The 22,530-nt window shown below is 33.2% G+C and carries 21 protein-coding genes; 7 read left to right on the top strand and 14 right to left on the bottom strand.

The features are described from left to right. The first annotated feature begins 799 nt into the window (after positions 1-799). The 7 genes from J3U57_RS12285 (at position 800) to J3U57_RS12255 (ending at position 7,053) form a co-directional block, all read left to right on the top strand. Positions 800-1,108, top strand: coding sequence for a phage holin family protein (locus tag J3U57_RS12285; RefSeq protein ID WP_267333252.1), 309 nt, complete (start codon positions 800-802; stop codon positions 1,106-1,108). Positions 1,109-1,309: 201 nt separating this feature from the next. Continuing rightward, on the top strand, positions 1,310-1,750 hold the full coding sequence (locus J3U57_RS12280; protein ID WP_267344936.1) for a lysozyme: 441 nt from the start codon (positions 1,310-1,312) through the stop codon (positions 1,748-1,750). Positions 1,751-1,772: 22 nt separating this feature from the next. Next, complete coding sequence (locus tag J3U57_RS12275) at positions 1,773-2,120, top strand: hypothetical protein (RefSeq protein WP_065633599.1); 348 nt, start codon at positions 1,773-1,775, stop codon at positions 2,118-2,120. Between the two features lie 562 nt (positions 2,121-2,682). Further along, positions 2,683-3,519 carry a hypothetical protein gene (locus J3U57_RS12270; protein WP_267344935.1) on the top strand — a complete coding sequence of 279 codons (837 nt, stop codon included), beginning with the start codon at positions 2,683-2,685 and terminating at the stop codon, positions 3,517-3,519. A gap of 696 nt (positions 3,520-4,215) precedes the next feature. Then, positions 4,216-4,533 carry a hypothetical protein gene (locus J3U57_RS12265; RefSeq protein ID WP_267333249.1) on the top strand — a complete coding sequence of 106 codons (318 nt, stop codon included), beginning with the start codon at positions 4,216-4,218 and terminating at the stop codon, positions 4,531-4,533. 214 nt (positions 4,534-4,747) lie between these two features. Then, positions 4,748-6,127 (top strand): sialate O-acetylesterase, encoded by a 1,380-nt coding sequence (locus J3U57_RS12260; protein ID WP_267344934.1) that lies wholly within the window; start codon positions 4,748-4,750, stop codon positions 6,125-6,127. 80 nt (positions 6,128-6,207) lie between these two features. Next, positions 6,208-7,053, top strand: coding sequence for a hypothetical protein (locus J3U57_RS12255; RefSeq protein ID WP_267344933.1), 846 nt, complete (start codon positions 6,208-6,210; stop codon positions 7,051-7,053). 583 nt (positions 7,054-7,636) lie between these two features. On the opposite strand, the gene J3U57_RS12250 is transcribed toward J3U57_RS12255, so the two are convergent. The 14 genes from J3U57_RS12250 to J3U57_RS12185 form a co-directional block, all read right to left on the bottom strand. Beyond that, positions 7,637-8,278 (bottom strand): cysteine hydrolase, encoded by a 642-nt coding sequence (locus tag J3U57_RS12250; protein ID WP_267344932.1) that lies wholly within the window; start codon positions 8,276-8,278, stop codon positions 7,637-7,639. A gap of 673 nt (positions 8,279-8,951) precedes the next feature. After that, on the bottom strand, positions 8,952-9,215 hold the full coding sequence (locus tag J3U57_RS12245) for a PAAR domain-containing protein (RefSeq protein WP_267344931.1): 264 nt from the start codon (positions 9,213-9,215) through the stop codon (positions 8,952-8,954). Positions 9,216-9,231: 16 nt separating this feature from the next. After that, entirely contained in the window at positions 9,232-10,101 is an 870-nt protein-coding gene (locus J3U57_RS12240; RefSeq protein ID WP_267344929.1) for a hypothetical protein, read from the bottom strand. After that, entirely contained in the window at positions 10,101-10,886 is a 786-nt protein-coding gene (locus J3U57_RS12235; RefSeq protein ID WP_267344927.1) for a hypothetical protein, read from the bottom strand. Before J3U57_RS12235 ends, J3U57_RS12240 begins: the two co-directional genes overlap by 1 nt. A 3-nt stretch (positions 10,887-10,889) precedes the next feature. Continuing rightward, positions 10,890-11,237 carry a hypothetical protein gene (locus tag J3U57_RS12230; protein ID WP_267344925.1) on the bottom strand — a complete coding sequence of 116 codons (348 nt, stop codon included), beginning with the start codon at positions 11,235-11,237 and terminating at the stop codon, positions 10,890-10,892. Positions 11,238-11,332: 95 nt separating this feature from the next. Then, a complete protein-coding gene (gene tssE, locus J3U57_RS12225) occupies positions 11,333-11,767 on the bottom strand; it encodes a type VI secretion system baseplate subunit TssE (protein ID WP_065632972.1) in 435 nt (144 codons plus the stop codon). Beyond that, positions 11,764-12,282, bottom strand: a complete 519-nt coding sequence (gene tssJ / locus J3U57_RS12220) for a type VI secretion system lipoprotein TssJ (RefSeq protein WP_267344924.1) — start codon at positions 12,280-12,282, stop codon at positions 11,764-11,766. Before tssJ ends, tssE begins: the two co-directional genes overlap by 4 nt. A gap of 16 nt (positions 12,283-12,298) precedes the next feature. Continuing rightward, a complete protein-coding gene (gene tssG, locus J3U57_RS12215) occupies positions 12,299-13,339 on the bottom strand; it encodes a type VI secretion system baseplate subunit TssG (protein ID WP_267344923.1) in 1,041 nt (346 codons plus the stop codon). Further along, positions 13,303-15,066 carry a type VI secretion system baseplate subunit TssF gene (gene tssF / locus J3U57_RS12210; protein ID WP_267344921.1) on the bottom strand — a complete coding sequence of 588 codons (1,764 nt, stop codon included), beginning with the start codon at positions 15,064-15,066 and terminating at the stop codon, positions 13,303-13,305. Before tssF ends, tssG begins: the two co-directional genes overlap by 37 nt. 54 nt (positions 15,067-15,120) lie before the next feature. Next, positions 15,121-16,731: a type VI secretion system protein TssA gene (gene tssA / locus J3U57_RS12205; RefSeq protein ID WP_267333241.1), complete on the bottom strand. Its 1,611-nt coding sequence runs from the start codon at positions 16,729-16,731 to the stop codon at positions 15,121-15,123. A gap of 28 nt (positions 16,732-16,759) precedes the next feature. Further along, complete coding sequence (locus J3U57_RS12200; protein WP_267344920.1) at positions 16,760-20,086, bottom strand: ImcF-related family protein; 3,327 nt, start codon at positions 20,084-20,086, stop codon at positions 16,760-16,762. Positions 20,087-20,091: 5 nt separating this feature from the next. Continuing rightward, positions 20,092-21,294, bottom strand: coding sequence for a hypothetical protein (locus tag J3U57_RS12195; protein WP_267344919.1), 1,203 nt, complete (start codon positions 21,292-21,294; stop codon positions 20,092-20,094). Further along, complete coding sequence (locus tag J3U57_RS12190) at positions 21,294-21,566, bottom strand: PAAR domain-containing protein (protein ID WP_267344918.1); 273 nt, start codon at positions 21,564-21,566, stop codon at positions 21,294-21,296. The genes J3U57_RS12195 and J3U57_RS12190 overlap by 1 nt, the downstream gene beginning before the upstream one ends. A gap of 113 nt (positions 21,567-21,679) precedes the next feature. After that, a complete protein-coding gene (locus J3U57_RS12185; protein ID WP_065799054.1) occupies positions 21,680-22,378 on the bottom strand; it encodes a hypothetical protein in 699 nt (232 codons plus the stop codon). Positions 22,379-22,530 lie beyond the last annotated feature (152 nt).

Here is a 22,530-nt window from a genome sequence, read left to right as displayed (position 1 = left end):
AATAAGCATATATAATTAGTCCATAATCAAAATTTAAACGCATAAAAAAGCCCGCTAGCAATAGACGGGCTTTTTTGTTATGTGATTAAAATTGATATTACCTATCTAATTGCTTTAACATGAAGTTGTTTAATTTAAAATATTTTCATTATATATTTTGGCTGTCTTTAATTTTTTTATTAAAAGATAATATGCTTTGTTTATCATTTATTAGTTTAATGGCATGCCTAGTTTAATTATTCGTTATCTTTAATGACTACTTTCTGTTTTATTGCACCACCTTTTTAACACGAAAAATTGAATAAAAAACAATAAAAATATAATGTTAATATATTTGTTATTGGTTAGTATTTAAAATCGTCATTTTATTACACTCCAATATTGTGATAATGATCCTATCCTTTGAATTGTTTTAAACGATATTGTTTGATTTATAATTATTTATTTTATTTAGTAAATCTTATAATAAAATCATAAAGTAACATTTAACCAATTCCATCAAAATTAAAAATGTTTATACCTTTCTATTTGTACAAATTATCGTTCTTATTATCTCAATCAGATCGCGTAGATTGATTATAAAAAATCATTACTAGGTTATGGTTAGGATAAATAAGATTTTTCTGCTTAATATTAATTATCGATAAATAAGTTATTTTTTAGCATCAAACAATTGAGTATTAATTAAACCAATTTAACATTGGTGTTTTAGTTTATGTTTAAAAAAACTCACATTATACCTATTCGAACATCATTCATTTTAATTATCTAATTCAAAAACACTTATAAGGTTAAACATATGCCAATTAAAGATCCCGATAATATCCATTGGATAGTTGTTGTATATTTATTTTTTGTTACGTTACTTGGCTCATTAGCCAGTTATTGCTATCACTTACTTAATGGTCATAAGTTCTTTTTGTGGACGTTAATTGCTCAAATATTTATATCGATTTTTGCGGGTGCTTTGGTCATCCTTATTGCTAGTTATTTCAATTGGGCTTTTGAAATGGCTGGAGGAGTTGCAGGTTTGGCAGGCTGGTCAGGCGCTAATTTAATTAAAATATTAGAAGAAAAGTTACTTAAAAAAATGAAAGATAATGATTAATAAGTTATTTTTATAGATTATTGAAATAAATTAATCACATAATCAATGTAATAAATTATTCTAAAAATTATTGATTATTTTTTTACTATTTATTGATAGTTAATAATGTTTTTTTTTATTTCTTCTGATTCCCATCAATTATCTAAAAAATTTCAATGCAATATACAGATTTATAACACTAAACAATATTAGGACAATGTAATGATTATTAGTGAAAAAGGGTTAGAACTTATCAAAAGTTTTGAAAGTTTAGCGTTCAAAGCCTATAAATGTCCGGCTGGAATCTGGACCATTGGTTATGGTCACACCAAAAATGTAAAAGAAAATGACAGAATAAGTCAGGCACAAGCTGAATGTTTTTTAATGCAAGACTTATATCCAGTTGAGCAGTCGATTAATAAATTGGTGAAAGTTAAGTTAAATCAAAACCAATATGATGCGTTATGCTCATTTGTATTTAATGTCGGTGTATCAGCATTTAACCAATCGACTTTATTAGCAAAATTAAATATTGGTGACTACCTTGGTGCATCGAAAGAGTTTTGTCGTTGGAACAAAATAACTGTCAATGGTGTTAAACAATCATGCATTGGCTTAGCTAATCGTAGACAAGCTGAAGAAGATTTATTTAATCATTTCTAACTAATCTTTTAGGGAAATAAAAATGGCAAAAATTGCAGGTGTTTTTATGTTTCTATGCTTGTTATTAATTTGTTTGTATATAAAACAAATCCAGGTATCTAAACAAAGGTTAGAACAAGTTCAAGAACTGACTAATAAGCTTTCTCAGCTTGAACAGAAAACGATAAAAGATAATCAAATTATTGCTAATAACGAAATTACAAAACGAAACCTTGAAAATCAATCCTTAGAATTGCAGGAAAAAATTGATGACTTACTTAAAAATAACCAATGTGCTAATGAGTATGTTCCTAGTGATATTACTAACAGCTTGTACGAAAGAGCAAAAAGTTTACATCAATCGACCAATATCCGAAAGCTTATTAACTGATTGCTTACCTGCTTTACCACCTAAACCATTAACCTTTGCGAGTAGTCTTAAATATAACGAACATTTGCTCAATGTTATTGAAAAGTGTAATCAAGATAAAAGGGCAATCCGAGCTTTAAACCAGTAAGGTGGTTGATAAAAATTAGAATGATATATCAATAGGTTATTAATCTAATTTCTGTTTTCTATAGCGGCGTAAGGTATCAAATAAAAATACCCAGTTTTTAATACATATTTTAACACCCTTTCATAGCGTGGTTTTAATGAGTTAATTGACTTAAATTTATACTAAATTAACTCGTTATATTAATGCTATCCCCCATTTTGGTTGGTAGTCAATGCAATAACCCATTCTTTTAATCAAAAAAATGAATAGTAGGTTGTTTAATAACAACTTCGCTATCTACCTATCGATATGACTGGCTATTATTTTACTAAAAAGTGAGTCATTTTCGATTATTACCTTGTGTAATAACATTAGTAAAACCTTGCGAAATAAACTTTTATTCAAAGTTGAACGCAAATTTCTTTTTAACTTAAATAACAAATAATGGAGAATTTTATGTCAAATTTACAAGATCTAATTCAGAACAGTAACTTAATTTCAATGGCTGACATTGAAAAAATGATTAGTTTAGAAGCAGTTACCATTTATAAGAAATACATTGAAAAAACCGGCGATTTTAGTAATCAGCGAGAAGCTCGTCCAAACAATTTCGCTTTAGCACTGTTTATTAATAAGTTAGTTCAAGAAGGATTGCATAATAAATGTACTGGTTTGTTTTATTTAGCATCCCCTAACAATAACTTTGAGCATATTAAGTATAGTATAATCGGTGACAATGTTATAGATCGATATAGCGATTACCCAACAGTTCGATATGATGGAACAAAAATCGAAAGTCGTGCAGACCTTTATGATCATCAAATCATTGATGGTTCATTAGGCAAGGATTTATGTTTGGTATTTATGATGTCTAAACCTTCTACTTATGGATTTGATTGGGGCGGAGAAGACGAAGTAAACCACGTACATGCATTTTCTTCTGCTGGTAATGCAGATTTCTTCGACCAAGCTATCTTTAAATGGAATAATGGTAAAAATGCTGCTGTATCAAAATCTGAAGATCCACAAGATCCTGTCGGTGTTTATGTTATTCATGTTGATGGAACTTCATTAGATTACCGTCATCGTGCTGTTAATTTAACAAAATATGTTCCGCGTTCATGTGCTAAATTCTGCCCATCTTTATTAAATTATAACACTATTAAAAATCCAGGTAACGGTACAATGAAGATGTATGCTACATTTAGTAGTGGAATTGAAGGAAAAGGTTTAACTCCATCTGAAATTACTAAGATTCAACAAATTTTTACTGAATTCGAAGCATATCTATAATCATTAATTCATTTTTAAATTAAAAACCCACAATTATTGTGGGTTTTTTCTTGCTAATAAATGGCTAGAAAAAGATTTTAACTTTATGATTATAATTTAAATTATCAAATAACTTTTCATTTATTGCTTAATGCTAACTAATAAAGTGAAAAAGTGCATGTTTTAAAACGTGGTATAGAAGCTTTTAAGTGCAGCTACAAATAGGGTATAACCACCTATCTACCATAAATTTAAATGATTAATTCTAGTAATGATTGTTAAATATTTTAGGCAGCAATTACGATGTTTTTAAAAGTACAATTCAACCCTCAAGTGTAAAAATTTAAAAAAAGTATGCTTACATCACTATTTAATAGCTAAACATTAAATGAATTAAAGTATTACTTGTTTCAAACTAGGTATGCTTTATCGATAAGTTATCCTCAATAAAAATCGAAGTTTATAATCATTTTTTCGCGTTTTAGCAAATTAAATTAGGCTAATCAAAAAATCCAAGCTTTTTTTAATTAGACGTAATTATATTGTCTTAAAAATAATTTATATATCAAAAACTATAAAACTCATATTTTCAAATAGATAGAACAATACAAATTTGTATGGTGGAGGATGATATCTTCTTATTTATGAAAAGTAATATCAGATCTAATTTAATTATTTAGCTATATTTTTTATATGAATAACAAAGGTGAAAATAATATGACAAATTCAAATGAAACATTAAATGATATACCGTATCAAACAAACACGCTTCCACAAAATTTTTATGATGTAAAAGAGGATGGCTATTATATTTGTAATAGAAATGGTGAATATGTTTTAAAAATCGATAAAGACGGTAACTTTCATTTTATCAATAAAGAACCTTCAGCATTTACTAATACCCCGAATAATGGTTTTTCGATTATTGATAGGTTAGGTAATGTTGTTTTTAGAATTGATGAAAACGGATTTTCAGAATTTAAAATCAATCGCCAATTTGCTCTCAAATTGAGAGTGATTTTAAATCAATTATAACAACATAGATCATCAACATCGATGTCTAAAAAATAACTTAAAAATGTTAAAAGCAAATCATATGGTTGTATCTGCTATTCATTTTAGGTTTTTTAGACTGAAATTGAATAAAAGTAAAACAGGTTTATTTAGTTACTTGTTTGTTATAACAAACCTTGTTTAATTTGATAACTGTATTTTGCTTTTTATATATAACTAAGGACAAATAGCAATTATGGTAAATTTAAACGATTTATTGGATCCTGAAAAGTCAATACCAGAAAATTTTTCATTCAATAATACTCAAAAAAATGGTTTTACTATTGCTGATGAGCAAGGCAATGTCTCTTTCAAAATTGATGAAGAGGGTAATACAGAATTTAATATTGATAAACAATTTGCTGCTAAATTAAAAACATTAATCTATCCACCTGATTCAGGACTTGCTGATATTAATCATATTATTACTTATGGTCAATCACTAGCAGAAGGTTCAAATTCACTACCAATTCAGACACCAACTAGTTTTTCATCGTCAGCAAAAATGTTTAATCATGGTATCAAAACACGATACGCTTCGCAAAATAAATACCAGTTCTTAGACAATCATCGTGAGTGGCAGAATGGGGAGAATGGTGAAACACCTGCTGCAGGCACTGCAGATATGTTTCTTCGTGAGTTTGATAAAAAATCATTAAAAAATAAATGGATACTTTCTTCTTGCTGTGCAAGAGGTGGCAAGTCTATATCAGAGTTATCTAAAGGTACTGAGTACTATAATTATATCCTTGAAGATGTTAGAAATGGTATGCGTATGGCAGTTGAACAACGAAAATCATATAGGGTGATGGCAATTACTTGGACTCAAGGTGAGTACAATTATGGTACAGGTATTAATAAATATAAAAAAGCCTTGAAACAATTACGCACTGATCTTATCCAAGATATAGAGGCGATTACAGGTGATGATTATTCAGATTTACCATTTATTATGTATCAAGTGTCTTCCTCTTATTCTACTAAAAATTCAGAAGGTTATCCAGATGTTGCATTAGCAAAATTAGAATTAGCGCTTGAAAAAGGTAGTGGATTCTATCTGGCTACACCTATATATCAGTTGAGATATCATGATGAATGGCATTTATTAGGGCCAAGCTCTAAGTTATTAGGTGCCTATTACGGTTATGTTTTGAGTAAAGTTATATCGGGTGAAGATTGGCAACCATTACATCCAATTTCTCACACTATTAACGGTAAATTTTTAAACCTGAAATTTAATAAATCTGGTTTAACATTTGATAAACCTGAATATTTCAAAGAGAAAAATTTAACTATCCCAAATAGAGGGTTTTCAATAAAAAATTCATTGAAGCAAGAAATTATAACTAAAGTTGAACGACTTAGTGATGATAATAATTGTGATACGCTTCGTATAGAGTGCAAAGAGAGCCCAAAAAATCTAATAATTACTTATGGTTTTTTCGATATAGCGAATCGGAATGCTGGTGAGTTGCATGATAATAATAACATTGTCTATCGTATAGGTGATAAAGATTACCATTTATATAACTGGTGCGTTATTTTTAGTTACCATTTAAGCGAGCAACAAAATTAATTTATTTTGATTAAATCCTAAAACTAAAATATCGATTTTAATCAAATTTTTTAAACAACAAAAATAAGTGGAGAGTTTTTATGTCAGGTTTAGCAATTAAAGTTTCAAATGTCGATTGGAATAAAAATAATTTAGGTTCTGTTAATTACGGTAGTGATAATGGTAATAATATTAATAGAATTACTACAGTGAGTGAAAAGGCTTATGCAATTTATGAAGATTATATTACCAAGTCAGAAAGACCAGATAGTCAGTGTTTATTATTACTTATTAATGACTTAGTAAAGGAAGGATTAGATCAAAAATGTAAGGGATTATTTTATCTTGCATCAAAACATCAAAATACTAATCATATTAAGTATAGCATTATAGGTAGTAATCGATTAGATTTGACTTATGATCAACCTCAAATACTTATTAATGGTATACGCTCTAATGTGAAAAGTGTAGTTATCTTTGATCATAATAAGTATAACTTAGGTACGGTTGATTCTAATCTTTGTCTTGTTTTTGTGATGTCTGAAGCTTCAAGTAGTGGTATTGACTGGGGAGGAGAGGAGGCAATAAGCCATCCACATGCTTTTATTTCTTCTGGTCTTGGAAAGTACATGGAAGGTAGCCTTCTTAGGTGGGACAATGATTCTATTTCACGAGATGAAGATAAACAAGAAAATGATGGTGTTTATGTTATTCATGTTAATAAGAAATCATTAGTATATAAACATAAAAATGTGACCATTAATAAACAACTATCAGCACAATCAATGGCTAAATTTTGTCCACGTTTAATGGCTTACAGTACAATTGATGATTCTCCTTCAGAGGGTGTTATGAAGTTATATGCTACATTTAGCCGAGAAGATTTAACTGCATCTGATATCAATAAAATCCATGAAATCTTCACAAAATATGAACATTTACTTTAAACTATAAGTATGTATTTACATTCAAAGTCCATACCTTGGTATGGGCTTTTCTTCTCTATAAGTTCACCATCTATTGTCATTATTAAAGGGATAATTTTATATCGTTATCCAAGCTCTTGCACTTCACAATTTTCTACTCCTCTCAACTAGGTTAACATTCTAATTGTTATTAATAATCATGATGTTATTCTTTTCATAATCTCTTCACACAAATTTAGTGTTTAGCTTTTTGCTATATTACTAAGATTTCACTTGTTTTACTCATATTAGATAAAAAGTTTTCAGTGCCCTTAATCTCTTTTATATTAAAATCTATATTTAATTGGTATCTTATTAATTTTTTAATCCTATCAAAACAATTAACTCACAATCATTGACATATTTTTAGATAAGAGCAAAAAGTACTTACTAATGATTCGTTATATTTCAATTTAAACAGATTGTTATTGATTGCTTTAATACTGTTAGTTGATATTTAGCTTAAATTTGATGAGTATGATATAGCTATCCCAATGTTGGGACAGCCTAACTTATTTTTTATATTAAATTGAATCTATTGAAAATATTAATATTGTTTAAGAAGTTAGCGATCATCGTACAATCGTTCAAATTCTTTAGTCGTTATCGATTCGCCGTAATGAGGAACTGTGTATTTCAACATGTGTTCTTGCTGAATTTTATCGAATGTACCTGTAGCATCACTAATGATGACTGGAAAATAGCCTTTGTCTTGAGCTTCACGAAAAGTCGATTCTACACAAACATTGGTCGCGTATCCTACTAAATAAAGTGTTTCAATACTATTGTTTCTAAGGTAAATGTCTAAATTAGAACCAGCAAAGCCACTTGATCCGGTTCTACCCATTACAATAAATTCTTCATTTTTTGGTGTTAATGTTTCATAAAATTGCGAATTAAAACTATCGATAGGAAATGTACCAAAGTGACTAATTGCATGCCTTAGGCCTGTTTTTCCATTAGCTAACTCTGGATAACCTTTTTGAAATCTCAAACCACAATGGATAATTGGCATGTGAATTTGCCTTGCATAAAATAAGCTTGATTCAATATTTTTGATTGATTTTTCAAATAGATCTTTATCTTTAAAGCTTTGGTATAAATGCCCAGCAGGATGAATCCATTCGTTTTGGCATTCGATAAGAATTAATGCAGACTTTTTAATATCTTCTGTTTTTGATTTTAACGTAAGTGATTTTGTTGTCATAAAATATCCTTATAAAATATTTGGTTATGGTTAATTTAAACACCTCATCATTATTGATATTTGGTGTTTATTTTTATATAGGTATGCTATTTTACTGATATAAATATATTTTGCAATTTATTTACAATAATTGTAGTTAAATTACAATATTGGTGATTTGGTATGATATTTGATTATCAATTTTTAAAAATATTAATTATTGGTGTTGGGAAGGTATCTCAGATAACAGCAATACCAACACGATAAATTCCTTATAGGGAAGGCAAAGGTGTTGTAAAAAGTCTTACTAAAGGAGAAGCGCAAAAATAGATAGGATAACTATTTCAACATTAAAAAAAGCTTTTCATTAAATAGGTTACAGATGAAGGATCCATTTTAAAAACAACCAAACTAAAAGAAGTCAAAAGTACCGAAATGGTGAAATCCACATTAAAAAAGTTAAAAAAACAGAGCGTATTAATTAAAGTATCTACACTTATTGATATAACAAAATTAGGTAGTAATATTGACTAAAATATACGGTGGTTTTCAACTTTATAACTCTGTTTTTTAGGTGCTTTACAATAAAAAGTGCTCTCATCCAGTTGAAAAAATCAAAAAATACTAGCATAAAACCACCAGGCAAAATTATTGGGTTTGATACCTTGTTCCATAACAGGTTGATGCCACTGCATTATTTTTCACTCCCAACAATTGGTAATGTTGAAATAAGTGTACAACCACATGCACATTTACATCCGTCAACAGCAACAGGAGTATTAAACATTAGCCATGTAGCATTGCCTTCAATGATTGGATTTATACCATGGCCTGGTTTAGGGCATGAGACTTTATCTCCAACTAAAGCAACAGGCTTACCGGCAAAATCGGCTCCGGAAGTACTAATCACGTTGCCACCATGAGTGTGTCGATCACCCAATCTAATGATCCCTTTCATTAATCTTTCCCCCTTATTATTTTTCAGCACCTATTTCACAACGAATCCTATCCCATCCTTGATAAGGCTCAATTTTGATATTTTTGGAAGCTTCAACACGTTCGATATAAGCAGGATCATGATAAATTTCCCAGTACATCCCACCTAATTTGACAGATTCATCCTGAATTGGGTGACGTAAAATTTGATATTCTTGTTTTAGATCAGAATGTGGATTAAAAAAAACGGTTTCCCCAAATATCACATCCCCATTTTTTAAAATAAAATAACCTGTATTACCAGATATTGTGATTTTATGGTTATATGCAGAAGAGTCTTTTGGGTGAATATCCTCAAAATTTACCGTTAAAGGTTTATCATCTATTCCAATAAAGCGTTCTATCTCATCACCGGATACTGCTGAGTAGCTTGGCACAGTACCTTTAATAAACGTGTTACCGCCATCGAGTGAATACATGACTGCGGTTAAATCTTGCGTAGGAACTGCAATATATGCATGCCCAGGATTATAATATTCAAACTTTGGTAACTTATCTTTGGTGTAAAAAGTTTCATCAATGCGAGTGTGGATATTATTTTTATCATCGTGATACCAGATTAATCCTTCACAGTTTTCCCCTTGAAGCTCTAAATAACGCTCTGCATCATAGCGATACACCACCTGTCTTTTATCGCTTATATAGTAAAAGATGCCTTTATCAGGTCCCATCGCATATACTTCAGGATAAATAAGTTCATACCCGGGACGAGGTTTAGGTTGTGGCACGGTTAATCCTATGACTTCACTTTTTTCAGGTAACATTGAGCCAACCATTACAATCACGCCCCATAAACAGAGAGGGATAATAATAAAAAAGATTAATAAGAATTTACTTAATCGTGACATTATTGTACTCCTTTATTCATTAACCCTATCGATTGACGTAACTTAGCTTGCAAGTTTATTAATGGTGCATAGCGATTATAAATTATTTCGTACTGCTTTTTATTAATATCACACTGCCAATGGTACCAGCCTTTATAATCACTGGGCATCTTTGGCATCTCGGTTATATTACCTTGCCACCGTTCACCATTATATTGTTCACCGTCTTTCCAATATTCGACGTCTTTAGATGAAAGCACATCAACTTGAATATGGGAGCCAAATGGTTTTGGAGAGCGATAAATTCCGTTGGTGGTATCCATAAATAATTGATTTCCAACAACAACGGTTCCTTTAATCTGTTCTCGTCCGGGACGAGGAATATTAGAAAAACCATGAACATCGATTGATTTAAAAGTTCTCCCTCCATCTTGGGAATAACGAACTGTTGCGTAATCAGTACGAGGAATTAGAATATAATCCCCAACAGCATGTGCAAACGGTTCTGTTAATACCTCAGCCGAATGGATAGCCAACTCGTTATAAACCTGTTTTTGCTCATCGATATAATAAAGTTTGCCTTCGCAGTCAGAGCCGGTTAACTGCAAATAGCGATAGGCATCAAATCGGAATACTACTTGCGTTGGTGAAATTTGTCTTTTTTTATCTTCGCCTGGTAAGGGAATGATCGCACAAAATACCAGTAAAAAGGCGAAATAACAGACAGCTGTCCATATTCGCCAACGCTTAACAAGCCCAAGTATAGTGAATGAAGCTGTAATCAATAGATAGATAATTGCTAACATAGTTTACTCCGTTGTTAAATCAGGCTCAGGTAAATAAAACTGTACTTTTGGGTAAGTACTTAGTAATTCATATTTGTCTTTTAAAAGTTCCTGAGTTTGTGCTTGTATTCCTGCGTCAGTAGAACAAGAAGAAATATATTTATTAACGACAGTTTTTGGCATATGTTTTTCTGGATAACCCATTGATTCCTTTATTTCTTTAGGAAGCACTCCTTTTTTCATATACTCGATTGCTTCCTTATCAGTATTAGCAGGGTCACGCCAATCGGCATAATGTCGCCAGTTTTGTAATAGTGTTAAATTAGTGGAACAAATTCCTTTAACCAAACCAATCGCCAAATCGTATGCCATAACATGCTTTGGCGCCAATTTATTTATTTTGATTGCTAAACGATTTTATAAATTTAATGTGAAAATAATTAACTTAAAATTTATTATTTAATTGGTCAATTTTTGTTAACAGTGACACCATTACGGGTGTATTTCAAACGAGCTTTACCATCGGGCATAAAATAAGTTCCATATTTGACAAGTCCACCTTCTTTTAAATGGCAGGTTAGTTCATAAGCAAGGACCATGGTATCATGGTTTTTATCGTCGATATGGATATCAATAGAAGATAACCTAGGTTCATACTTTAATAGTGTTTGTTCTATTGCTCTCATCAAAATATAAGCTGATGAGGGTAGGGCTTGAAAGATGGTTGACATATCAGGTAAGCCATAATCGGGCATATGTTTTACTGCACCAGCCCGACTATTTAAGATACGTTCAATATTATCCATGACACTAATAATGGTTTGCTCATTTTCTGCCACATCGTCGATGGGGATGCCTGATTGAAAATAGCCATAAAGAATATCGTATAATGAAGCACTCATTTACTTTCATCCACTAGTTTTATAGTATATTGGCTTGCAATAATTTGCCGTGGTTTAGTGATATTTAAATCACTACGGGTTAATACCATTCGCCAACTATTTTCCTTTAAATTAGGGTCTTTATAAAGTGCGGCAATTCCCACAACCTCAGCTTTTTTATCAAAAGGAACATCAACAGAAACTGATGTGTTAGGTTTCAAAATCAATTCTTTACTTTCAATTAATGATTCCTTTAGTGCATCACTATCTTGGTTGACCAGATCCTGATAAGGAACGGAATTAAATGTTTTGTCATCCTTTAATTGATAAATACGAATAACAACAGGTGAAGAGCGGCTGTCATCATCCATATTTAATTCTGCTCTCGCAATAAAATCCAGATGTATTGTCCTAATATCCCATGAAAAAACAGAATTACTTAAGCCAACTGCACCTTCTGATACGCTTTGGGCAATTCCACAACCTGTTAATCCTATGGTTAATATACTTATTATCAAGACACTAATTAATTTCATACTTAATCCTTTTCTATTATGCAGCATAATCTATTCCAGAGTAGTGGCCTATGTTCACAGCAACTTCATCCTCAATCTTTTCATTAGTCGTGTTTTTTATTAATGATGCTGTTTGACCTAGACGACTATTGTTAGGCTTTAATTGACTTCGCGGTAAAAATCGACGTTGAATACAAAGTGTCATTTTGGCATCAACCTGATAACCTAAATAAGCGCGTAATAAAGCCATCAAATCACGATGTAACTGCCCTCCAGGCAGTAAATCAATCACTTGCTGTTCATACTGAGGAGTAATCGCAATATGAACGGTTTGATTACACTCTCTAAAACGAGAACCTAATACCGCCCCTCCATTTAAACTAACCGGTTGTACTTTATCGCCTAATTGTGCTGGGTTATCAATTGACTGCCAAATAGGGTAGAATTCACTTACTACTACTTTTGCATCATGTACTAAAACACGTACCAAGCCAACAATACCGTCAGCTGTACGTGTTTTTTGTGTGATTAAACCTAATAATGCCAAAAAACGTGATGCTGGCGTACCAATTTGTTCTACCGTGCCTTTGATACCCAGTCCAGTTAATCCAAGCAAACATTTTGATAATGGATCTTTTCCTCCACTTAAAAAACTCGCAGGATAATGATATTTTAACCAAATACGATAAAACTGAGTGATGGTACGATGATTAAACATATCCAAGAAATCAGTCATCACTTGATAGTTTTCTTCACGACGAATGATATTATCAAGTAAGCCCAGTGGTAGTACCGAGTCAACCCCATATAATCCTAAAAATCGCGTTCTTACTGTCGCGGGTCGATTAACATAAGGTGCTCTTTCGATATATTTTAGTTCACTAGCAGGAAAAGACATATCGATCGATGGTGCAAAACGCAAAGGATCGGCTGCGGGTGTTTCGTATTTGCCAAGTATAGGTTCATTTGCATACATTTGCTCAAGTAATTGACAAAAACGATAAAAATTCATTTTTGGCAAAACACTTTCAAGTGTTTGCATTAAAAGGCTGTTTTCGATATTTTGCTGTGATTCCATATAATTTTATTTCCTGTTGGTAAAGGAATAATAACTAATTTAGTGAATAAATTTACATCGGCATACAGGGCAAAAAATTGATGTAACAACTCACCAAAAAGCATGACATCGCCTTCACCGGCAAACTGATAACTATTGAGCGTCACCTCTATTTCTATACCTCGCTGTAGCATTCCTTTTTCGATACGCTTAATCATTCGATGAGAGACATTAACAATGCCCTCCAATCGTCGACGATTGAGTTCGTTATCGGTCCAATCATATAAAGCTAGCGTTCCTCGTAACACTTCTGCATTCATCAAGGAGAGATAATTCGGTGCTAAATGCGATAAAACGCGCCAATAAAAGCGATCTTCCGTTGGCGGATAACATGGTAATGTTGGCGAACATAAATTATGTACGCGGCTTATGCTGTTTTGAGCATGACAAAGTTCATCAATACGGGCATTGCGTAATACTTTACGCGGCAACATACCATTTGTACCGGTAATTTGTAATGATAATGTTTCGGTTTCTAACATTTCATCTTTATCCCAGATCTTACCGCCCAGAATTAACCAAGTTTCATGTAATCCTGATGCACCTTTGCGAACACGTGTATGATAATATCTTTCAGGTGCATCATGCCTTAACATTCCTCCTCGATGTTTGAAGCTGGTAAAAGGCACATAGTGATAACGACCATTACGGGTGATTGCCTCCACATGTTCAACAGAATAAACCTCGACATGTCCATCTTGACGAAGTAACGGCCTAAGTAAATACTCGCTCTCCAATTGGTTAACAACGATCGGATCTGCCTCTAATTCAAATAAATTGATAACAGGAACACAATGTAAACGGATATTGTCGTGATTAAACGGCATATCGGTTGGCCAATTTTGATTTAAAATGAGCTCAATATCGATATAACGGCAATGCTCTGGTACATCATCAATATTGAGTCCATGAAGATCCACAAACATAAATTTTTCACGAAAAGCGAAATATTCCAATAAAAGCTGATAGCCGGCAAAAGCATTATCTGGTTTTAACCATAACCGATCATCATCAGAAAAACCAACTGGGGTTATTTTGCCTTGAATTGTTACCCGATTTTCCGGGTTTGTTGAATACCGTAAATGCATGGAGGCAACTTGCTGCGTTAAAGCAAAATGCAATGTCGATGCAATGGGGCCATCAGCATTCAAATAAAGTCGTAATTTAGATAGATCAAGTTGTTCAAAATCTGCTAACTCACCAAAACTTAAACGCAAAGTAATCATACTCCGACCATCATGATGAAATCCTAAGTTAGCTTGACTAATTTTAATTGGTTGTAATAGGACATCTTGGGTTGTTCGGTAAGGGCATTTAGTGCCAGCTTGTCCAAGAGGCTCACTTTGTACTTTTAATCCTTCAGGAATGAGCTCTTGGCGCGATAGTGTTGCATAATTGGGCGTTAACTCGATAATCGATAATGAGGGGATTAAACGTAAATAATGTGGCCAAAGTAGGCTAACCAGGCTTTCAGTGAGTTCAGGTAAATCATCATCAATTTTTTGGCGTAAGCGGCCGGTCAAGAAAGCGAAGCCCTCAAATAAACGCTCTACATAAGGATCGCGATCACCTACTCGATCTAAATTTAGTTCACTTGCCCTATCAGGATGAATTTTCGCAAATTCTTTTCCTGCTTCACGCAAATAGCGCATTTCTGATTCGTAATAGCGTAGAATTAGATCATCCATTGTTTGTCTCTTTGATTATTATTTATTATTCCTATCCAAATACCATGAATCATTTTACATTACACTTAATGCTCTTGCGGGATCGAGTTGCATTAATTCATGATGTAACTGCTCAATTTGAGCAGAAAGATTTGGTTTTATACCATCTTTGAGATGATTTTTTTGTTTCATTAATCGTAGTAAACATCGTTTTACATCAAATAATAATTCCGGTTCCCATTGTAATAACGTGATACCTTGTTGTTGTTCATTAAGTCCAATTAACAGTTTTAGTGCCACATCTTGTTGACCAAATTGTTCAGCTACACGTGCTTGGGTGTATTGTAGAAAATATCGTTGCTTAGGAGAGCGTAATGACGGTAAATTTTGTAACCATTGAAACGATTTCTCTAAATTTTCAGTGTGTGCGAGTTCTAATGCTTGTTTTTCAATCTCATTCCAATCGTTTTCGCCCGATACCGCAATTTGTACCATACTTTCACCTTCATCTAAATGGTGAATACGGGCATTGTTACTTATCCAACTTAGTGTTTCATCATCGGCAAATGGCATCCCATTTTCAAAACAAAGATGTTCAACGCCGTTTAACCGTTCTAGCATCAAACCAATATCAGTTAGATAAATATCAGCCCAAGATTGATAAGGTTCTCCCATTTTTTGTAATGCTATTATGGTTGCACGTTGTAAATCTAACCAAAAGTGATTGGCACTTTCGGTGAATGCAGCCTCGGCTCGTTCAAAAAGATCATGCCATTGTTGTTGAATAATTAAACGACTAATATGTTGTTTGAGTTCTGTTCTTGGTGCTGGCAATCGTGTTTTCCCACGATGATCCGCTGGTGGTAAATCATTTATGGTATCCCAACGAATAACTCGTAAAAAACGCCCTGCTGCTAGGTAGCCTTCAGGTTTTTCGCGTAAAAAAGAAGCCATTTTTCTAGCTTGTTCGAGTAAGTCTCGTTGGGAGCTGATTTTGACTTCACCTTCGCCACGAATTGGTGTAGATAATGGTGGGGAAGGTGGTGGCTCCTCGGTGTTTTCTTCCGTCTTATTTAGGTTGGGCGCTTGCTTGATTCCATTTGTAAAAAAATGAACTAAAGCTGTTAAATCAGGGGCGCTAATTGGGTGATTAAGATCTTCATTTACAAATAACGTATTACAACAGGTATCAATCATGTTTAATGCTACAATAATACGTGTTAAACACGCTTCTGGTATCGGCTGTAATGGGGTCAGTTCATCAATAAATTTACTACTAGCTAACCACTCTATGGCATTTTTACGAATATTGTGACGGGAAGGGTAAATCGATTCACCAAATTTGTCCAATAATCCTGCTAGTAGCTCAACCCCATCAGCAAACCCTTCTGCACCATCAATATGTAAACGAGCCAAGCAATAATAAGTGGCGACACGAATATCTTTACTATTTTGTTTCAAGATAGTTTCGCTTTCTGTTGCAATCAGCGTGTAATTAATACCTGAAAGTTTAGTTATTTCTTCTTTAATCTCTTGAAAAGAATCAGAATATGTTAAATCTTCACCCGCTGGTTTATCTAAACTAATTGGCTGTAACCAATCCGCCCAATGTTGATTTAATTGTTGTGCTATGGATTCTTTTGGATCTTGCTGTCCAAAAAAACGGTTCAATAGTTGACTAAACATAAAAATATTCCATTTTTATAATACATCATTATTCAAATACATTTTGCGGCAATGAAAAATTCCGCAATTTTAACAATGTCAACGGACCACCACCTAATTGAGTGCGTAAAATAAAGCGTAGTTTACGATCATCGGGTGCATTCCAAATCAATTCATAACGACTTGAATCTAATGGTTTCACAGATGCTGATTCAAGTAGACGTATCCATGCCCAATCACCACTATAGTACTTATAAAGACGCATTCCAGATGCATCACTACTCCAACTCAATTGTGAAGAAAGTGAATAGCCATCGCCTGGCCAGTTAAAGCGTTGCCATGTTGGAATTTGATTAAAATACTCTAATTTTTGTTTATTAATTACCAATTCAGAACGCGCGATGTTATTTCCACTGCGAGGCATGATATCAAACGACAAAGCAACATCACCACTTGATAATATTTCTGTTGCAATTTGATTAAATAGTGTTAAAGCTTCAAGGAATTTAGGTGAAAAATTTAAGCCCTGCGCGTTAGCTGTATTCACAACCCAGCTTCCACCTTTCTTCTCTAATACACCACTTAATTCACTGATAATAAAACGATCGATAATTCCAGTGTCAGGTCGTAAAAAGCGCGCTAATTCCGCTAACGATGCATCATTTTCTCTGTCTTTAAATGGATAACGACCAGAAAACGATTTTTCCCATTGACTTGCCACATAATTATTCCATAGATCGTTAAAGCTTGTGGCGGCAGGCTCTAAAACGACTTGCCATGCTTGTTCTAAAGGCTGTTTAAATAAATTGTAACCAAACCCTGACCACTCCTCACCAAGATTTGCCGCGATTAAGTTGCCATAATCGCGTGTTTCAGTTAAATCGACAGAAGTCCCTTTAAAAACGCTTTTTGCTAATTCTTGCATTCTTGCTTGAGGATCTGCGCTGTTTGTAACATTTTGTAACTTGAGGCGAACTTGTGTCACTCTCAGTAAATAAGTTTGCAAAGAAAGTCCATTAGTATTGTCATTTTTTAGCAAGTTGTTCACAGGTGAAAAAGTTGCTGTTAATGGACCTGATGCTTCATTATTTTTAGGTAATCCTGTTTGAGATTTACTCCCCATAAGTTCTTGTGCTGAACGAATCAAACTGTCGGACAATCCATCCCCAGTATATGCCACTTCTGATTGGTATTTCACCACATTCATAAGCGCAATTAATGGTGATTGTCTGGTATCAGCCAGTAAAGTGAGTTGCTCAATGACATCCGATACATTATCGGCTTTATGCCACTCAATTGTATTTAAAAATTGTAACCAAGCGGCACTATACTCACTAAAATAATGTTCAGTAAGTTGTTGTTTTAACGTTTCGGGCGAAATAGATGATGTTGATGCATTTACCCCATCACTTAATACCCAATCGATTTGTTCTTTACGTGACTTAGCAATATTATCAATTTCATCTTTGATGGTATCATCCCAAGCTTTTCGGGTATAGACACCAGGTACATCCATATCATTCGAAAAAAGTAATCGGCTATCTAAACCTTCAAGCAATTGATTTAAGTTTTGATTTGCATAGTGCTGGCTTGCTCGCTGAATCATCTCTTGGTAAAGGGTATTTACCGCATTTTGTACACCAATATTATTAATCAAAATTTGGCGGACGTCTTTAATCAAACGCGGATTGCTAGATAGTGCCCAATCAGGATGCATATTGAGTACTTGTCCCCAAAAACGAACCAAATCCGGCATTAAACGTAACCAATCACCATCATTTACTCCTTGAGGTGCACGCCATATTTTACTAGCAAATTTGCTTAAATAATCTCCATCACTTTTATCCGGATGATTCATCATTAAATAAGCTTTCAATGCATCGTATGCCGATTCTACCAGTTTATTTCGTCTAGGATCATTTGGTGGTAATTCAGTCAGTAATGTTAAGTACTGAGTTATATTGTCATAAAATGGCGTTGCAATATTGCGTGAATTGGTTGCACGATAGGTAAGCCACAATTTATTTAATAGCTCATTATTATGATTTAAGCCAAATCGATACGATAATGGTGCACCGTGTTGTTGCCGAAAAAGTAACTGTTCTAAACGTTGTTGTAACTGGTATTGAGTTTGCAATTGAACGGTATAGTTTTGCGTTACTGAATTATCAGCTTGTTTAACCAATTCGACGCTATCATTGATTAGTGATGCATTACGGAAAAATGAAGTCAGTAATGCAACACTTGTCACTGTCATTACAGCAATTAAAGCGTAACAAGATAATAACCCCCATTGAATCCCCATTCTTCGTCCAAATTGTAAATTTGCATCATCACTAATTGACTGCCATGTTGGTGTCATTAACAATGAATGTTCAAAAAAAGAGGAATCGTGATTTGAATTTTGCTGGTTAGACATAAAAAACAGACCACGAACGCAAGGAGAGAAAGGGAAGGAAGTCAGCAAGGTCAAGTAACGCTTAATATTAGTGATATCACCTTTAACTAAATTTTGACTAATTTGCAATAAAAAGGCGTGACAAATATTGTTTTTAATTTGTTGTATTCCACGTTTACTACAATCTTTGGCTAATTGATTAAGTGATAAATCAACAGACTCCATTGACTCTTTTTTTAACGTTGAAAAGAAAACGCCAACACTTTGTTCAATGCGTCCAGCTTGTGACCACTCTTCTTTTTGCCTTGCAACTAAATAAAGTGGCGCCGACCAATTTAATATTTTATTTCGTTTATGTAACTGGACTACTGCTTTTTCGAGAGCTAATTGATGTTGCCGTGTATTATCTAAATAATGCTCAGGTAAAGCCCAAATTAAGGCATTAATTGGTTTTCCCCAAAAAGGTACACAACGAGAAAACTGTTTTTTTAAGGCTTGCAACCAAGGAGTGTTGATCTCATCTTGTATATCCCCACCATAAATCATTAACGTCTCATCACATAATTGCCAGCCTTCAGCTGTTAAATTCGGTAATAAAGCTTGAACATCAGAAGCTGAGCCTAATACTAAACATTTACGAATTTTATAGCGCCAAAAGATGCCGTAGCGACTATAAAAAAACTTAACTATTTCATCGAAAAAACCAGTCTTTTCGGATTTTTTTGTTTTTTTATCATCAGTATCAATATGACTTTTATCCATCATTTTGAAGTTGAATTTTATTATTTTATTTAATGACAAAAATATCAAATTGTTTAGATGCGATAATACCAATGCAATAATGATTACGACAGTTGTTGCTAACCATTTATCGCCATTGGTCGTAAAAAAAGAAAAACTGTTTTGCCAAATAAAATAAATAACGATAATTGCAATCAGAAATAACAATATCATCCAAGTTATAGTGATTTTTTTCATTTGTTCTATTTTCCCTGCAAATATTCAACAACTTGAGCACTAATGTTTGGATTACCGACTATCACAAACTGTTTATTCTTAGTTGTTAGTGTGTTTTCTACAGCTAAAGCTAATGCCAGCCAATAAGTACTATAACCTACAGAACCAATCGAGGTATCGATATTAAAAATGCCGTTTGGTTTGAAATCAATGTCATTAAAGTGATTCATGATTTGAATATTAATGTCGTTTGATATACCGCCATACCAAACACCGTCAAAACGTTTATTATCTGTATTTCCCCACAATAGAGCTTTATCTATTGTTTGACTTAATGAATCTGTCTGTTCACTACGGCACACTTTTACTAAAGGTAACTGTAAGGTTGATAAAAATGGTGTTTTAACTGCGCGTTCGCCTGCTAATAGCATTAATGATGCAAATTCGCCTTCATTTTTTGTTGGGGAATTAAATAAATGAGCACTAATAACAAGTAGCAAATCGTCATCATGATCACTATTGTCTAGCCATGCTTCTATAAATTTAGAACTACTTTTAGTGTCTTCAATTTTAAAACTCGAAGTACGAATAAGTGAACCTACCGTTTGTGACCATAGGTTTTCAAGATTCTCGATTGGACTTGTTGAATCAATAAAAAAACGCACATGAATGTTCAAATCCGATGGTAACTGGTTAAAATAAGATTTGTAATGCTGTTGCCATTGTTTAAATAGTGGCTCTAATCGTTCATAAAAATCACCACTATTTACATTATTAGGTAAGGATAATGCACTATGTGGAATAATACTACTACCACTTGGATGACGCTTAGTAATCAGTGCAAATCGGTTATTAACAATACCGTTGGCATTATTATATTCACTATATTCGGTGGTAAGGTTGTAATACAAAACATATAACCCACGCCTTGCGTAGTTAACCAGTTGTTGATAGCGTATATCTCGGTAAGCGTTCCATTGTTTAATATAGGTTTCTCGATAACCTCTATAATAAAGACCATACAAAAATATAAACACCCAAATTAAAACTGGTAAGACTAATGCTCCGAATACAAATAATAAATTAGCTATGGTGTAAAAAAAGCTCAATACAAAGGTAGTGATGCATCCTATTACAACAAAAACGATTAATACCCCCCCCCAAAATAAAAAGTTAAATTTCTTGGGGTTAGGTAGGGTGGGGGGTAATGATGTTAAATCAACAGACATTAACCTTTCCCCACATTAGTTAGCGATGAAATTAACACACATCCACAAGCAGCATGGTGACCATCTAACGCGACGGGCTTACCCTGATCAAGAAAGGTTGGCTCTCCCTCAATGATGGGATTGACACCATGATCTTTTTTCGGGCAACTAACCATATCTCCGATGCGCGCTAAGGGCCTTCCTTGAATAATTGTTGTTGAGGAGGCCGAAATAACTTTGCCACCATGATCTGTAGAATCGCCTAAGCGAATAACGCCACGCAATTTACCCATTGTTTATTTCCTATTATTTTTTATTTAATAATTAATAATATTTGTATTCGCAAGCAATATTAATCTTTTATACTGTTAAAAAATACCTAATACCGCCAATTTTTTTAATAACGTTAGTCCCTTTGATGTAAAAAAAATCCATTATGAATTATAATTCCGTTTACAATATGCCACTCTTTGGCGCCGGCTTCCTTGGCAAAATACGCTTTATAACGTCCTTCTTTTTCGCTTAAAAGCTCTTCCATTTTTTTTCCATATAATTCTTTGATAAAAGGCATATTGGCTTTTAACCAATCTTCAGGCAAATTTTCGATGGTAAATTCAAAATAGACTGGTTTTATTTTTCTTCCAGAAATATAAGTTATTTCATCGTCATCAGTAGGCATATCCTCATATGAATTTTTAAGGCTCTGCACAACAATTCGACCAAAACAAAAACCATCAGTAGATGATTGACGGTAAAAATGCTGTTGCCCAAAAGGGGTTAAACTGTAACGATAAATAGGTTTGCCATCATCTTCACCGGTAGGCTCTTCGCTAAATAACCCCATTTGGCTAAAAGCGTGTAATGATTGATTTAAACGGTTATTACCTATGATGTCAAGAGCATCAGTATATGGCGGAAAGGTATTTATTGATGTATAAGGATAAACGCCTTTCCCACTAAAAGATAGACAAAATCCCTTATCACCATTAGGGTTAGAAGCATCATACTCTTGTTGAATTTTCTCTTTAAAATGAGAAAAGTCACACTTGGTGAGTAAAAACACTATCCCAGCGAGTATTAATATCAAGATGGCTTTCATATTCATGCTTTAATCCTTATTTATAGTTATTCTTATATTTAAGCTGCTTTACAAGCAGGTCTATGCTTGGTGTTCAATATTGTAGGGTGGATACATTTTGCCCACTAAGTCATACTGTTTTTCAATTTCGGCCAATTCTGCTTTCGAGCTGGCTTTCG

It is taken from the genome of Gilliamella sp. B3464, from assembly GCF_026536145.1.
Lineage (GTDB): Bacteria > Pseudomonadota > Gammaproteobacteria > Enterobacterales > Orbaceae > Gilliamella.
Note: the sequence above shows the minus strand (reverse complement) of the source record. Positions and strands in the feature narration are given on the sequence as shown.